Source organism: Streptomyces sp. NPDC006207, assembly GCF_040613835.1.
In the GTDB taxonomy this organism is placed as follows: Bacteria; Actinomycetota; Actinomycetes; order Streptomycetales; family Streptomycetaceae; genus Actinacidiphila.
The window spans coordinates 14,997-27,999 of sequence record NZ_JBEXSX010000093.1 but is presented as its reverse complement, the minus strand read 5'-3'; the positions used below and the strand labels follow the sequence as shown (position 1 = coordinate 27,999).

General features: G+C 71.8%; 20 protein-coding genes. 8 read left to right on the top strand and 12 right to left on the bottom strand.

All coding sequences use genetic code 11. The features are described from left to right. Both ABZ312_RS41745 and ABZ312_RS41740 read left to right on the top strand, forming a co-directional pair. Positions 1 to 603 (top strand): C40 family peptidase (locus ABZ312_RS41745; RefSeq protein ID WP_500439960.1); only part of this gene is annotated, 603 nt, incomplete at its 5' end. A gap of 124 nt (positions 604 to 727) precedes the next feature. Then, positions 728 to 1,456, top strand: a complete 729-nt coding sequence (locus ABZ312_RS41740; RefSeq protein WP_500327432.1) for a DinB family protein — start codon at positions 728 to 730, stop codon at positions 1,454 to 1,456. Here ABZ312_RS41740 and ABZ312_RS41735 read toward each other — a convergent pair. From ABZ312_RS41735 to ABZ312_RS41725, 3 genes are all read right to left on the bottom strand, one after another. Beyond that, a complete protein-coding gene (locus tag ABZ312_RS41735; protein WP_500439962.1) occupies positions 1,446 to 1,718 on the bottom strand; it encodes a hypothetical protein in 273 nt (90 codons plus the stop codon). The two genes, ABZ312_RS41740 and ABZ312_RS41735, sit on opposite strands and share 11 nt — an antisense overlap. Continuing rightward, positions 1,609 to 1,941 (bottom strand): SDR family NAD(P)-dependent oxidoreductase, encoded by a 333-nt coding sequence (locus ABZ312_RS41730; RefSeq protein WP_500439959.1) that lies wholly within the window; start codon positions 1,939 to 1,941, stop codon positions 1,609 to 1,611. Before ABZ312_RS41730 ends, ABZ312_RS41735 begins: the two co-directional genes overlap by 110 nt. Positions 1,942 to 2,005: 64 nt before the next feature. Continuing rightward, on the bottom strand, positions 2,006 to 2,272 hold the full coding sequence (locus ABZ312_RS41725; RefSeq protein ID WP_500328361.1) for a hypothetical protein: 267 nt from the start codon (positions 2,270 to 2,272) through the stop codon (positions 2,006 to 2,008). Between the two features lie 120 nt (positions 2,273 to 2,392). Between ABZ312_RS41725 and ABZ312_RS41720 the strand changes: the two genes are divergently transcribed. Next, positions 2,393 to 2,536 (top strand): hypothetical protein, encoded by a 144-nt coding sequence (locus tag ABZ312_RS41720; RefSeq protein WP_500439958.1) that lies wholly within the window; start codon positions 2,393 to 2,395, stop codon positions 2,534 to 2,536. A gap of 132 nt (positions 2,537 to 2,668) precedes the next feature. On the opposite strand, the gene ABZ312_RS41715 is transcribed toward ABZ312_RS41720, so the two are convergent. Both ABZ312_RS41715 and ABZ312_RS41710 read right to left on the bottom strand, forming a co-directional pair. Next, complete coding sequence (locus ABZ312_RS41715) at positions 2,669 to 3,418, bottom strand: lysophospholipid acyltransferase family protein (protein WP_500439957.1); 750 nt, start codon at positions 3,416 to 3,418, stop codon at positions 2,669 to 2,671. 240 nt (positions 3,419 to 3,658) lie between these two features. Further along, positions 3,659 to 3,826 carry a hypothetical protein gene (locus ABZ312_RS41710; RefSeq protein WP_500357828.1) on the bottom strand — a complete coding sequence of 56 codons (168 nt, stop codon included), beginning with the start codon at positions 3,824 to 3,826 and terminating at the stop codon, positions 3,659 to 3,661. A gap of 63 nt (positions 3,827 to 3,889) precedes the next feature. Between ABZ312_RS41710 and ABZ312_RS41705 the strand changes: the two genes are divergently transcribed. Beyond that, positions 3,890 to 4,237 carry a hypothetical protein gene (locus ABZ312_RS41705; RefSeq protein ID WP_500357826.1) on the top strand — a complete coding sequence of 116 codons (348 nt, stop codon included), beginning with the start codon at positions 3,890 to 3,892 and terminating at the stop codon, positions 4,235 to 4,237. A gap of 190 nt (positions 4,238 to 4,427) precedes the next feature. After that, a complete protein-coding gene (locus ABZ312_RS41700; protein ID WP_500328353.1) occupies positions 4,428 to 5,936 on the top strand; it encodes an FGGY-family carbohydrate kinase in 1,509 nt (502 codons plus the stop codon). A 23-nt stretch (positions 5,937 to 5,959) separates the two neighbouring features. Here ABZ312_RS41700 and ABZ312_RS41695 read toward each other — a convergent pair whose 3' ends face one another. Together ABZ312_RS41695 and ABZ312_RS41690 are read right to left on the bottom strand one after the other, a co-directional pair. Continuing rightward, positions 5,960 to 6,472, bottom strand: coding sequence for a DinB family protein (locus tag ABZ312_RS41695; protein ID WP_500439956.1), 513 nt, complete (start codon positions 6,470 to 6,472; stop codon positions 5,960 to 5,962). Next, entirely contained in the window at positions 6,469 to 6,963 is a 495-nt protein-coding gene (locus ABZ312_RS41690; protein ID WP_500357822.1) for an SRPBCC domain-containing protein, read from the bottom strand. Before ABZ312_RS41690 ends, ABZ312_RS41695 begins: the two co-directional genes overlap by 4 nt. Before the next feature lie 114 nt (positions 6,964 to 7,077). Here ABZ312_RS41690 and ABZ312_RS41685 point away from each other — a divergent pair, with 114 nt between their 5' ends. Next, positions 7,078 to 7,497, top strand: a complete 420-nt coding sequence (locus ABZ312_RS41685; RefSeq protein ID WP_500357820.1) for an SDR family NAD(P)-dependent oxidoreductase — start codon at positions 7,078 to 7,080, stop codon at positions 7,495 to 7,497. 38 nt (positions 7,498 to 7,535) lie between these two features. Continuing rightward, positions 7,536 to 7,856 (top strand): SDR family oxidoreductase, encoded by a 321-nt coding sequence (locus tag ABZ312_RS41680; RefSeq protein ID WP_500357819.1) that lies wholly within the window; start codon positions 7,536 to 7,538, stop codon positions 7,854 to 7,856. 4 nt (positions 7,857 to 7,860) lie between these two features. On the opposite strand, the gene ABZ312_RS41675 is transcribed toward ABZ312_RS41680, so the two are convergent. Then, complete coding sequence (locus ABZ312_RS41675) at positions 7,861 to 8,337, bottom strand: MarR family winged helix-turn-helix transcriptional regulator (protein ID WP_500328348.1); 477 nt, start codon at positions 8,335 to 8,337, stop codon at positions 7,861 to 7,863. Between the two features lie 286 nt (positions 8,338 to 8,623). Here ABZ312_RS41675 and ABZ312_RS41670 point away from each other — a divergent pair, with 286 nt between their 5' ends. Then, on the top strand, positions 8,624 to 9,799 hold the full coding sequence (locus tag ABZ312_RS41670) for an alpha/beta hydrolase family protein (protein ID WP_500439955.1): 1,176 nt from the start codon (positions 8,624 to 8,626) through the stop codon (positions 9,797 to 9,799). A 70-nt stretch (positions 9,800 to 9,869) separates the two neighbouring features. Here ABZ312_RS41670 and ABZ312_RS41665 read toward each other — a convergent pair whose 3' ends face one another. From ABZ312_RS41665 to ABZ312_RS41650, 4 genes are all read right to left on the bottom strand, one after another. Then, positions 9,870 to 10,283 (bottom strand): isochorismatase family protein, encoded by a 414-nt coding sequence (locus ABZ312_RS41665; RefSeq protein ID WP_500439961.1) that lies wholly within the window; start codon positions 10,281 to 10,283, stop codon positions 9,870 to 9,872. A 102-nt stretch (positions 10,284 to 10,385) separates the two neighbouring features. After that, a complete protein-coding gene (locus tag ABZ312_RS41660) occupies positions 10,386 to 11,030 on the bottom strand; it encodes an RraA family protein (RefSeq protein ID WP_500328345.1) in 645 nt (214 codons plus the stop codon). 47 nt (positions 11,031 to 11,077) lie between these two features. Beyond that, positions 11,078 to 11,554: a cupin domain-containing protein gene (locus ABZ312_RS41655; protein ID WP_500328343.1), complete on the bottom strand. Its 477-nt coding sequence runs from the start codon at positions 11,552 to 11,554 to the stop codon at positions 11,078 to 11,080. Positions 11,555 to 11,787: 233 nt separating this feature from the next. Further along, entirely contained in the window at positions 11,788 to 12,381 is a 594-nt protein-coding gene (locus ABZ312_RS41650) for a malonic semialdehyde reductase (RefSeq protein WP_500328371.1), read from the bottom strand. Positions 12,382 to 13,003 lie beyond the last annotated feature (622 nt).

Genomic DNA, 13,003 nt, shown 5'->3' with positions numbered 1-13,003 from the left:
GAGGCGCTCCAGCAGATCGCGGAGAAGAAGCGCACCCTCAACCAGCAGAAGGCGGAGGCCGCGAGCAAGCTCAACGAGCTCGACGAGACCCGCACCGAACTGGGCAAGAAGAAGAAGGAAGTCCAGGCGAAGCTGGCCGAGGCGCAGAAGCTCCTCAACTCGCTGACCTCCGCCCAGCGTGCGTCCCTCACCGCCGCGGAGAACCGGGCCAACCGCTCCAACGACCGCGTCGACCTGGGCAACGTCCCGCCGGCCTCCTCGCTCGCCGCCGCCGCCCTCGCCGCGGCCAAGACCAGGCTCAACCTGCCGTACGTCTACGGCGCGTCCGGTCCCAATGCCTTCGACTGTTCCGGCCTCACCTCCTGGGCCTACGCCCAGGCCGGCGCACACATACCGCGGCCTTCCCAGTTGCAGGCCAACGCGGGCACGCGCCTGTCGATGAGCCAGCTCGCGCCCGGCGACCTCGTCCTGTTCTACGGCGACCTGCACCACGTCGGCCTCTACGCGGGCAACGGCATGGTCCTGCACGCGCCGCGCACCGGCACGCTCGTGCGCTACGAGTCCATCAACAACATGCCGTTCCAGTTCGGTGTCCGCATCTGAGCGCCGTGCGCCGTGCGCCGAGCGCTGAGGACGCGGGCCGGGAAATCGGTCGCGTCCCGTGAGGTGAGCCGTTAGCTTCGCCTGTGAGCAGCGAGGGAACGCGACCGCGGAGGGAGCCGGACACATGGCGACAGAGGGCGCGCGGACCGGCCGACTGGGCTTGCTGCTCGACCAGTTCGACCACGCCCGGGAGATGGCCCAGGTACGGCTCGAGGGGCTCGGTGACGAGGAGTACCTGTGGGAACCGGTGCCCGGTTGCTGGTCGGTCCGTCGGCGGTGTGAGGCGACGACGCCCAGGGCGTTCGGTCCGGGGGAGTGGGTGCTCGACCTGGGTGCCCCGGACATCCCGGCGAGCGAGTACGCGGAGGTGGCCCGGCAGGCCGCGGGCGGCATGACCGTCGACAAGATCGCCGAGGACTGGAGCGTGAGCGTCGAACGGGTCGCGCAGGTCCTGGCCCACACCGGCCCGCCGGAGCCCGACCGAGTACCGTTCACGACCATCGCGTGGCGCCTGGGGCACCTGCACTTCTGTTTCGCGGGCGGATGGGAGTGGACCTTCGGCGAACGGCGGCACGAGCCCAAGCTGCTCGTCGACTTCACGCCCTCCGCAGCCGTGGCGCTCCAGCGGTTCTGGGCGGTGATCGACCGCTGGCGCGAGAGCGTCGCCACCGTCACCGACGAGCAGCTCGACACGATCGGTTTCTCGCAGTACCCGTACGGCTCCGACCCCGACGAGCCGTTCGTCGCCGTGCTCGCGGGCGGCAACCTGGAACTCATCCACCACATGGCCGAGATCGCCCTGCTCCGCGACCTGTGGCAGGCGAAGGGTGCCTCCGGGGCCCTTACCAGTTGATCTTCGCCATCAGGAAGGGCTCGTTCTCCGGGGCCTCCTTACGGGCCCGCAACACCTGCTCGGCGGGCGCGCCGACCGGCACGCGCAGTGCAGGCGCGGGCTGTTCGATCGTGCCGGCCACCGCGGCGGCCACGTCCTCGGGGGTGATGAGCTCACCCCGGAGGGCGGGCAGGGCCGCGTAGAGCGGGGCGTAGGGATCGTCCTCCTTCAGGAACACCTTGGCGCGCTCCTCGCCACCGGAGGAGACGGCGCCGGGCTGCACGATGCTCACCTTGATGCCGAAGTGACCCGCCGGCGTCCTGGACGGCCTGGTCGACGCTCTCCTGATCGGTGACGTCGAGCCGCAGGCGCCGGTCGACGGGGAGGCCGGCCAGTGTCTCCGGGCGGCGTGCGGTGGCGATCACGCGATGGCCCCGAGCCGCCAGCTCGACGGCGATGGCGCGCCCGATGCCTCTGGACGCGCCGGTGATGAGTACGGACGACATGATCGACCTCCTGGTTGCGGTGGGCGATGCGCCACGGCCGGGCGGCCCGCGCGGCACGGGTGGGTCAGGAGTGTCCGACGCGGACGAGGAGCTTGCCCGTGTTCGTGCCGTCGAAGAGCCTGTGGAGGGCTGCCGGGGCCGCGGTCAGCCCCTCGATCACGTGCCCGCGGCTGCGCAGCTCGCCCCGGCGCACCCGGGGCAGGAGGCCGGCCTCGATCTCGTCGAAGCGAGCCTGGTGGTCCATGGAGATGAAGGGCTCAGACCCCACGGCGCCGCCCGCGGCGGTGACGACGACGGTCTCGCCCTTCTTCGGCCGCCCGATGTCGTGCACTCCCAGCTACTCCCCGAACGAACCAAGCGCCTCATCCGCCATGACCTCGACGGGGGCCTCCTCGACCCCGACGGACGCTGCCAGGAATGCGGTGCGGGCGTCCCGGTCCCGGAAATCCGCATGGAGCCCGGACCGGGCTTCCAGCCTCAGGGGACCGACGACGATCCCGTCTCCAGTGCGATCAACACCCCGCGGCGGCTGCTCGAGCCCATCGTGACGGCGCGCACCACGGCCCGGGGGCGGGGGCGCGACCAGAGCGTGTGACGGCTGGGCCCCGGGCGCCGTCGAATGGCCCGTGGCGGAGAACCCTCCGCCACGGGCCGCGGCACGTCCGACGATCAACTCACCTGTGGGCAGCACCCGTTGCCGCTCCGCGCGGCCCCGCAGCGTCGCGGGTCACTTGCCGCGCTCGCGCGCGGCGCGGCGCACGCTGTGGCGTTCGGCGGGGGGCTGCTCGGCGCGGATGTCGGCGAGGAGCGCGGTGATGGCGGTCATGATGTCCTCCGTGGCGTCCTTCAGAACGCCCGGCGTGAGCTCCTTGCCGTGGTGGCGGCTGAGGTCGACCGGGGGTCCCGCCACGACGTGCACGGTCTGGCGGGGCACCAGCCACACCCGGCGGTTGCCGCGTCCCCCGCGCGCGTAAGGCGGTGCGATCCGGTGCGCGCCCCACTGGGCGACCGGGATGACGGGCGCGCCGGTCGTCAGCGCGATGCGTGCCGCACCGGTCTTGGCGGCCATCGGCCACAGGTGCGGGTCGCGGGTGACGGTGCCCTCCGGGTAGACCGCGACGCACTCTCCCTTGTTGACGGCGGCGATCGCGTCCCGGAGCGCCAGCGCGGCGTCGGCCGTTCCGCGGTGGACGGGGATCTGGCCGGTCTTGCGCAGCACCGTGCCGACGAAGGGGATGGTGAAGAGGGACGCCTTGGCCAGAAGCCGGGGCGGCCGACCGCTGTTGTACTGGAAGTGCCCGTAGGTGAGCGGGTCGAAGTACGAGATGTGGTTGACGGCGGTGATGAAACCGCCCTCGGCGGGTATGTGTTCGTGCCCGCGCCACCGGTGCCTGACGAGGACGAACAGCACGGGTTTCGCGATGGCCGCGGCCAGCCGGTACCAGAAGCCGTAGGGGTTGTGTGATCTGCCGGACACCCCGGTTCCTCCCTCACATGCGCGGCGCTGACCGGCCGCTCGTTCCTGTTTTCCCCGGTGCGTGGCAGACCGGTGGCGTGTCAGGCGTCCTCGTCGGCTCACCGTTCGCCGGGAGCGCCTGCACGTCCGACAATTTACTTGATCAGGCAAGAGCCTAATGGGTGTGTGGTGCAACGATCAACTTGCCTCCCGGCTGCCGCTCCCGGCCGTGGCCTGCCGCCTGTCGCCTGGATCGCGGCGTCAGCCGCCCGGAAGGCCGACGGCGTCCGGTGTGCGGCCGGCGAGCCAGGCGGCGATCCGCCCCTTGAACTCGCGGATGACGTAGGGGCTGTCGTCGAGCGCCATCATGGCGAAGCCGGAATGGCCCGCGTGGACGCCGAGGAACGCCGATGCCGCGCCCATTCCCATGACGTCCCAGCGTTCCAGGAGCCGGACCCGGGCCCAGACCGCCGGCGCGACGTGGCTGCCGCTGTGCTGTTTCCGCAGGGCGGCCTGGCGCGTTCGGGCGCCCTGCGGAAGCTGGACGAGGAATTCGCGGCGATGGTCGAAGAGTCCCGAGGCGACGGCGAGGTCGTACCCGTCCTCGTTGAGCCGCTCGACGAGCCGTGGGTGTCGTACGGGTGGCAGAAGCTGCCGTCCACGTCCTCGGTCGCGTATCCGTGGACGAACGGCATCGTGCCGTCCGGCACGGCGTTCGGGATCACCTCGAGGCCGGCCCGCCGCAGCGGCCGGTACACCTTGCGGTCGCGCTCCCGGATGCCCATCGGCGCCTGTTCTACCAGGCCCGCGGCGCTCCGTCACCCGACTTACCGGAGCTGACGGGCGGAGGCGGCCGGCCGGGCGGCCGGTCCACGCGCGCCGGCAACGGCCGCCTGGTCTTCTGCCGTGACGAGGGCAGCATGAACCGCTGGAACGATTGAATGCGGGGCCGGCGGCGAATGATGCGCGTCCGCCCACAGCAGGACCGCGTTCTCGGTGTCACGGCCCACCCGTGTGGTGACATGCAGGTATGGCCTTCCTCGGTGTCGACGTCGGCACATCCAGCAGCAAGGGCGTCCTGGTCGACGCATCGGGCACGGTGATCGCGACCGCCGTGCGCACGCACACCGTCTCCCGCCCGAGACCAGGACACGTCGAGATGGACCCCGATGTGTGGTGGCGGGAGTTCTGCGACATCACCCGCGACCTCCTGTCCGGCGGTACGCGCGTGGATGCGGTCGGCGTCAGCGGCATGGGCCCGTGCGTCGCTCTGGCCGACGCCGCGAACCGGCCGCTGCGTCCGGCCGTCCTGTACGGCGTGGACACGCGGGCCGTCGCGCAGATCGCCCGGCTCGACGCCGAACTCGGCCGCGGGGCCGTCCTCGACCGGTGCGGCAGCGTGCTGTCCACACAGGCGGTGGGGCCGAAGGTGGCCTGGGTGGCCGAGCACGAGCCCGAGGTGTTCCGCGCGGCACGGCGGCTGTTCATGCCGGCCTCCTTCCTCGCCCACCGGCTCACCGGCGCCTACGTGCTCGACCACCACTCGGCAAGCCAGTCGGTCCCCTTCTACGACACCCGGGCGCAGGAGTGGTACTGCCCCTGGGTGGACGCGGTGTGGCCGCACGCGGAACTGCCCGAGCTGCGCTGGCCCGGTGACCAGGCCGGCACGGTGACGGCCGGGGCGGCAGCGGCAACCGGGCTCCCGCCGGGGACACCCGTCCTGACCGGGACGATCGACGCCTGGGCCGAGGCCGTCAGCGTCGACGCGACCGGACCGGGCGACCTGATGCTCATGTACGGCACGACGATGTTCCTCATCGCCACCGTCACCGCGCAGCTGCGCGTGCCCGAACTGTGGAGCACCGTCGGCGCCTTCCCGGGCACGCGCTCCCTCGCCGCCGGGATGGCCACCTCCGGTGCGGTCACCGAGTGGCTGCGCGGCCTGTTCGGCTCACCCGGCCGCGCGGACCTGCTGGCGGAGGCCGCGGCCAGCGGCGTCGGCGCGCGCGGGCTCGCGATGCTCCCGTACTTCGCCGGTGAGCGGACGCCGATCGCCGACCCCGACGCTCGCGGGGTGATCGCCGGTCTGACCGTCGAGCACACCCGCGGCGACCTGTACCGGGCCGCGCTGGAGGCCACCGCTCACGGCGTGCGCCACAACGTCGAGGCCATGCGCCGGGCGGGCGCCGACATCGAGCGGGTCGTCGCGGTCGGCGGGGGCACGCAGGGCAGGCTCTGGACGCAGATCGTCTCCGACGTCACCGGGCTGCCCCAGGACATTCCCACCGTCACCGTCGGAGCCGCCTACGGGGCCGCCCGGCTCGCCGCCCAATGGGACGGTGGAACGGCCACCGCGACGTGGAACCCCGTCCAGGAGCAGTGCGTACCGGACCCGGCCACGGAGACTGCGTACGACAGGCTGCACAGCCTCTACCGGGGCCTGTACCCGGCGACCCGCGACACGGTCCACGCCCTCGCCCGCCTCCAGCGTGACGCCGCGGGAATCGCGGGCGCCGGGCCCGACCCCTCGGCTTCCTGACGAGCCGTCACACCCCGCTGCGGTCAGTCACGGGCGTAGGGGTCGCCGCCGAGCCAGGTCCTGCCGTCGATCAGTTCGCGGGCGGCGTCCAAGTGGCCGCTGTGACAGGCGACCTCGGTGAGCACGTGGATCAGGATGTGGCGCACGTCGGGCAGCCGCCAGTCGGGCCAGATCTCCTCGGGCCAGGCGGCAGGCGGCTGTTCGAGTGCCGTGGAAGCCAGGACGGCGTCCGCGCGCTCGACGGCCGTCCGGTAGTCGGCGAAGACCTCCTCGGCACTCATCGTCTCGGGCACGGACCAGTGTGCCTGCGCCCCCGCCGTGAGCTGCCGGGCCACAGCCGGCTCGCCCGCGATGACGCCGGGGAACCAGAAGCGTTCGACGTCCAGGGTCAGATGCCGCACCAGGGCCAGGCAGCTCCAGCCGCTGGGCAGTACGGGCCGGCGCAGATCGTCCTCCGAGAGGCTGGCGAGGATCCCGAGGACATGCTGCCGCTGCCGGTCCAGGCCGCCCTTGAGGGCGTCGAATTCGGCGGTCACCGGACGGCGCACAGTTCGGCGAGGCGTTCCAGGGTGCTTGCCATCTGGCTCTGCCACCAGGCGCGCCCGTTGACCACTTCCGTGCGCTTGTCCTCCGGCATGCGCGAACCATCGAAGATCTCGGTCACGATCGTCGCCCCGGCGCCGTTCGGGCGTAGATCGAAGATCCATCGGTGCCCCCACACCGCACCAGGCGCGGCGACGTCCGGATGCCCGCGGCCGGGTCGCGGCTCCCAGCCGATGCGGCGGTCCGGCTCGTACTCGACGACGTGGTTGTTCATTTCGTAGTCACCGTGACGCTCGTGGTGCATCCGCATCACGAAGACGTCTCCGACGCCCGAAACGGGGGCGTCGGTGGCGGCACCGCGCAGCATCCCCGAGCCGTCGAACGCAGAGTGTTGTCCCGGGTCCGCCAGGATCCGGAAGATGTCCCCCGCCGGGGTCCCGAAGAGCCGGGACACCGTCACGGTCTCGCCTGTTGTGCTCGTCATCCACGCGCCTCCGTCAGCCGCACACCGCAATCCCGACTCCGGGCGGATGCTACGCCGGGGGTACGACAACGCTGGGAGTTCCACCTTCCGGCCCGACCGGCCAGGGGAGTGATCGTGTACGCACGTTTCGCAGAGAAGGTCATCCTGATCACCGGGGCCACCTCGGGCATGGGCTGGGCGACGGCGGAGCGCGTCGCGGGCGAGGGCGCGAAGCTCGTCCTCGCGGCACGCGGCCGGGAGGTCGGTGAGGCGCTGGCGGCCGACATCAAGGCCGCCGGAGGCGAGGCGACCTTCGTACCCACCGACGTGACCGTGGAGGCCGACGTGGAGGAGGCGGTCGGGCAGGCGCTGGGCCTGTACGGCAGGCTCGACGGCGCGTTCAACAACGCGGGCGCCCCCACCGCCGACGGCAGGGTCACCGAGGTCGACAGCGGGGCCTGGCACGCGGACCTGGAGCTGAACCTCACCAGCGTCTTCTACGCCCTGAAGTACGAGATACCCGCGCTCCAGGCGAGCGGCGGGGGCGCGACCTGAAGAACGCCTCCGTCTGCGGCGTCGCCGCGTGCCCGCACATGGCCCCCTACAACGCGGCCAAGCACGGCGTCATCGGGCTCACCCAGTCGGCGGCGCCGGACGCGGCCGCGGCCGGCGTCCGGGTCAACGCCCTGGTCACCGGCGGTGTCGACACGCCCTTGTCGCGCGCTCTCGCGCAGGCCGACCCGGACCTGACGCCGGAGGACTCCTGGCGCTCGGCCGAAGCGATGCATCCGCTCGGGCGGATGGCCCGGGCGGAGGAGATCGCCGCGTTCGCGGCGTTCCTGCTGAGCGACGAGACCGGGTTCATCACCGGAGCCGCGCTCGCGATATACGGCGGGATGACCGCCCGCCTGTAGACGGTCAGTCTCCGGCCGCCGGACGCCGCCGCCGGGGCGTCGTGGCCTCGTCGAAGCGTTCGGTCTGGAGTGCGGTGATCCGCCGGAACGCGTCCTTGAAGCGTGCGTACTCCTGCTTGCCGATCTCCTCGGCGTGGCGCTCCTCGATGGCGGCCATGATGGCGTCGGACTTGCGCATCTGGTCGCGTCCCAGGGCGGTGGGCACGATCAGTTTCGCGCGCCTGTCGCTGGGGTCCGGGCGGCGCTCCACGTAGTCCAGGGCTTCGAGTTCGTCGATCAGATTGCCGATGACCTGTTTGTGGGCCCCGGACAGCCGGGACAGTTCCGTCGCCCGGCTGCCCTCTTCGTCGATGTACCCCAGCACCGCGCCGTGCTGGGGGCGCAGCTCGGGATGGCCCTGTTCGGCGAGCTTCTCGAAGAGTTCCTTCTGGACCGAGAAGAGCAGGCGTGCGGACATGATCCCGATGTCGGGATCCGTCACCTTCCGTTCACTGCGCCGCACGGCCGGCCACCCCTTTGCGTCTGGAGTCCCTCACTACGGTCGATCGTAGTGTGGCGGCCTCGCCGGGTGCCCGCTGTGCATCCGGGGCGCACCGCCCGTGTGTTCACCGCGGTGGATGACCACGCGCATGACGCCCGGCCCTCCGTCCGGCCTCCGCTCTCGCTTGCCGCCGTCCCCGGGGACACCTAAGGTGAATAGTCAAGATCAGTGACTATCAAGTTTGCTCACTAATCGTGTTCCGTGCATCACCCGTCAGGAGCTGAGGATGTCTGTGATCGAGCTGACGACGTTCGTCGTCGCACCGGACAGGACGTCGGACATGCTGTCGGCGCGCTCCGGCATGCTGTCGGCGTTCCGCAAGGACCGCAGGGGCTTCATCGGCGCACGCCTGGTGCGCGTCGCCGACGACACCTGGCTGGACGTCGTCGAATGGGCGGACGCCCTGGCCTTCGACGAGTCGCGCGCGAAGGGGGGCAACCTCCCCGAGATCGCCGCGTTCTTCGCCACGATCGACCGGCTCGTCAGCGCCGACAGCGGGGTGCGCTACGACGACGCGGCCGATGGCTCCCGAGCGGTACGGACCGTCGCCTACGGACCCGAGCCGTCCCAGGTTGGAGAGCTCTACCTCCCCGAGAGCGAGGGGCCCTTCCCCGTCGTGGTCCTGGTGCACGGCGGATGGTGGACGGCCATGTTCGACCGCCGGCAGGTCGTACCGCTGGCCGAGGACCTCGTGGCACGCGGCTACGCCGTCTGGAACGTGGAGTACCGCAGGATCGGCGAACCCGGCGGCGGGTGGCCGGGGACGTTCGACGACATGGCGGCGGCCGTGGACGCCGTCGCCCACCTCGACCCGGCGGTCGACGCGGGCCGCGTTCTGGTGGTCGGACACTCGGCGGGCGGGCACCTGGCCACATGGGTCGCGCACCGCTCCGCCCTGCCGGACGGCGTTCCCGGCGCGCATCCCCGGGTCAAGCCCGTCGCAGTGGTGTCGCTGGCCGGCGTGCTGGACCTGGTCCACGCCGACTCGGTGGCACTCGGCAACGGCATGACGGACTCCGATGCCGACGTCCCGCCCAACGCGCCGCCGCCGTCCCACGCCGACGTGTGGCCTGCGGTGGCCGCTCAGGCCGGGGACGGCATCGCCCGGCTGCTGCTCGGAGGGAGCGTCGCGGAACACGCCGACCGGTACGCGGTCGCTTCCCCCGTCGAACTCGCCGACGGCGGGGTCCCGGTCCTGGTCGTCCACGGCTCGGCCGACGAGGTGATCCCGCCGGCCTACGCGCAGACCTACGCGCAAGCCGCCACGGCCAAGGGAGCGGACGTCACACTCGCGATCTCACCCGGAGCGGACCACTTCGACGTGATCGACCCGGACGGGCACGCCTGGGGCGTGGCCCGTACCTGGCTGGACGAGCGGCTGCGGCAGCAGACCGGCGAGTAGCCGAGGCGGCACGCGTCATCCCGGTGCCGGGGCCGATTGCGGTCCCGGCGCCGGGACAAGGCACGCGGCGCTACGCGCCGTACGCGGCGGAGATCTGCCCGACGAGCACGGCGAACGGCATGTCGAGGGCCGCGTACACCTCGGCGGCCTTGGCCGAGGCGTTGTCGCCGAGGATCTCGACCATCAGCGTGGCGTAGTCGCTGACGATGACACCCGCCTGCTGGAGCCGGATGAGGCCGGCCTCCCGCTTGGCGCCGGAGAACGTCCCGGACGCGTCGAGCGCGACGTAGGTGTCGTAGCCCTCCGCGGCGGCCGCGATGGCGGGCAGCGTCGCGCACACCTCCAATGAGATGCCCGAGAAGATGAGCTTGCCGCGTCCGGTGGACGTGAGGCGCTCACGTACCCGGTCGTCGTGCCAGGCGTTGACCGTGCTGCGGTCGATGACCTTGGCCCCGTCGGGCAGCACTTCGGCCAGTTCGCCGATCAGCGGACCCCACAGGCTGTCCGCGGACGAGGTGACGAGGAGCGATGTGTCACGTCGTCGTGTGTCGTGTCGTGGGCGTGCGGCCGCCGGGAACCTGGGCCGCTACCGGGGCGGGCGTTCGTCCAGGAGCCGGGCGACGGACTCGGCGTCCTCGGCTTCGACCTTGGCCGCCTCCTGGAACACCCGCTCCAGGCTGGCCTGAGGGATGACCACGGCTCCCGCCGCGTCGGCGAAGACGTAATCACCGGGAGTGATGCACACCCCCGCGACTTCGACGGCGACGCCGGCCGCGTACGGCATGACGACGTCGCCGCCCCAGCGTGTCGCCTCGCCCCGGCACCATGACGCGAAGCCGTGGTCGCGCAGTTGGGCGAAGTCCCGCAGCCTGCCGTCCGCCAGCACACCGGCGAGCTGGTGACGCTTGACCCGGGACAGTTTCGTGCCGCCACCGTGCGAGACGTCCGGGTACCCGCCGCTGGACAGCACGAGGACCTTCCCGGCCGGGTCGTCGCCGACCGCCTGGTCGAAGAGTTCACCGAAGCCGGTCCCGGCCTGTGGCAGATCGTCGCGGTAGGGCAGGTACGCGATGGTGACGGCCGGACCGAACAGCGTCCTGGAGGCAACGGGGCTCGACAGGGCGAGGATGTGCGCGCGATGGCTGTGGACGCGGCCCATCGCGTCCACCAGCGTGGCGCAGCCCAGCCGTGCCGCCCTGGCCGCGTAATCCGCGTCGTCATGGCTGCTCATGCTTCTCCTCCGAGCGTGCCGCGGCGGTGCCGACCGCAACCGACGTCCTAGCTCGACGGATCGTCGACCTTGATCGCATCCCCCGTGTTGCCGATGAAGACGACCAGCAACTGCGCGGGCTCCGTTCGGCTGGCGTTCTCCGACAGCACGTGGTGGGCGCCCGGCGGCTCGACCCAGTACTCACCCTTGCGGTAGGTGTGAACCGGCTCTCCGGCGAGCTGGCTGCGCACCGTGCCCTTGAGGACGTAGGCGTAGACGAAGGCATCCCCGTGCCGATGCGGGGGCGTGCTCCCATCGGGCGGGTAGTCGACGACCGCCGAGGTGAACGTCTTGCCCTTGACGTTCGGGAGAGCCTGCTCGAGCAGGACGGACAGCTTGTCGGTCGGCCGCATGGACGTTGCCGGAGCGACGACGGCGGCCGGCGCCTCGCCGGCGCCGTCCTTCGCCGCGGGGGCGCATGCGGCGACAGCCGCCATGGTGAGGCCGAAAGCGAGAATGCCACGACGGAACGCCATCGGGGTCATGGCGGCTCTCCTATTCCTGTTCGAATTCTGCGATGTGCGGCGCGCAATACGAAGGGCTCCGGAATGCGAATCCGCTGCGGCAGCCGGCCCATCGAGGATCCTAAAGCGGAATCGGCTCCTCCGCCTGGTCTGCTGTCGAATGCCGATCGGGTGGAATCCGGCCCGCGCGAAATGGCTCAAGCCCCCGGGAGCGGCCCCGGGGGCTTGAGCGCGGCCATCCTCGCTGTCCGGCGTCAGACGGTGCTGACCACCTCGTCGTAGGCCAGTCGCGGGCTGCGCGCGAACCACGCGTCCGTGCCCGGGTTGCCGATGTTGACGACGGCGAGGACGGAGTGGTCGCCGTCGGGGAAGAACTCCTTGTTGATCGCGTCGGCGTCGAAGCCGGTCATCGGGCCGGCGGCGAGCCCGGCGGCGCGGACGCCGACGATGAAGTAGCCCACCTGCAGGGCGGCGTTCAGGGCGGCCGACCGCTCGCGGACCGCGCGCTCGGCGAAGAACACGTCCTTGGCCTGCGGGAAGTGCGGGAAGACGGCGGGCAGTTCCTGGTGGAACTCGTTGTCGGCGGCGAGCAGGGCGACCAGCGGCGCGGTCGCGGTCTTCTTCTTGTTGCCCTCGGCCAGGTGCTGCACAAGGCGTGCGCGGGCGTCCTCGGAGCGGACCAGGATCACCCTCAGCGGCTGCTGGTTCATGGAGGTCGGGCCGTACTTGACCAGGTCGTAGATGTCCTGGACCTGCTCGTCGGTGACCGGGGCGTCGGTGAAGGTATTGGCGGTGCGGGCCTCACGGAAGAGCAGGTCCTGTGCGGCGGGGTCGAGTACGAGCGTCATGGCGGTTCCTCGGGTCGGTACGGTCGGTACGGTCGGTCCGGGTGACGGGGGTGAGGGGCGCCGTACGGTCCTGGCCCACCAGAACTGGGCGCCCGCGCCGAGCAGGTACACGCCGGTGGCGGTGGCCCCCACCAGGCCCCACAGCAGGGGGCCGGACAGGACGTGCGCCAGCAGTGCGCTGAGCACGGCGCCGAGGGCGACCGTGGCCAGGTGCAGTGCGGCCCAGACGGGGCCGGCCGGTGGTGCCGTGCGCGCCAGGGGACGCCCGAGGCCGCCGTGGGCGGCGGCCCCCACCGCGACGTAGGTGAGCGTGGCGCCGGTGAGCAGCGCCAGCACCTCCGCGGCGGACGGTGCGTCCCGTGCGGACGCGGTCACGGCGGTGGCCGTCCACAGGGCCAGGGTGTAGCCGTGGGGTGCCGCGCCGGCCGCCACGATGCCCTGGAGAGAGCCGCGGTATCCGCGCGCGGTCGTCATGGTCCCTCACTCCCGGAACTGAGTGGGGCGGCCACCGGACCGGAGGCCTGCCCCGCCACCAGCATCGGGAGGAGGGCCATGGGCGGGCATCGCCCATTCAAGGGATCTTGGCGGCCCGCGCGGTGAGGCCGCGATCAGGCCGCGGTCA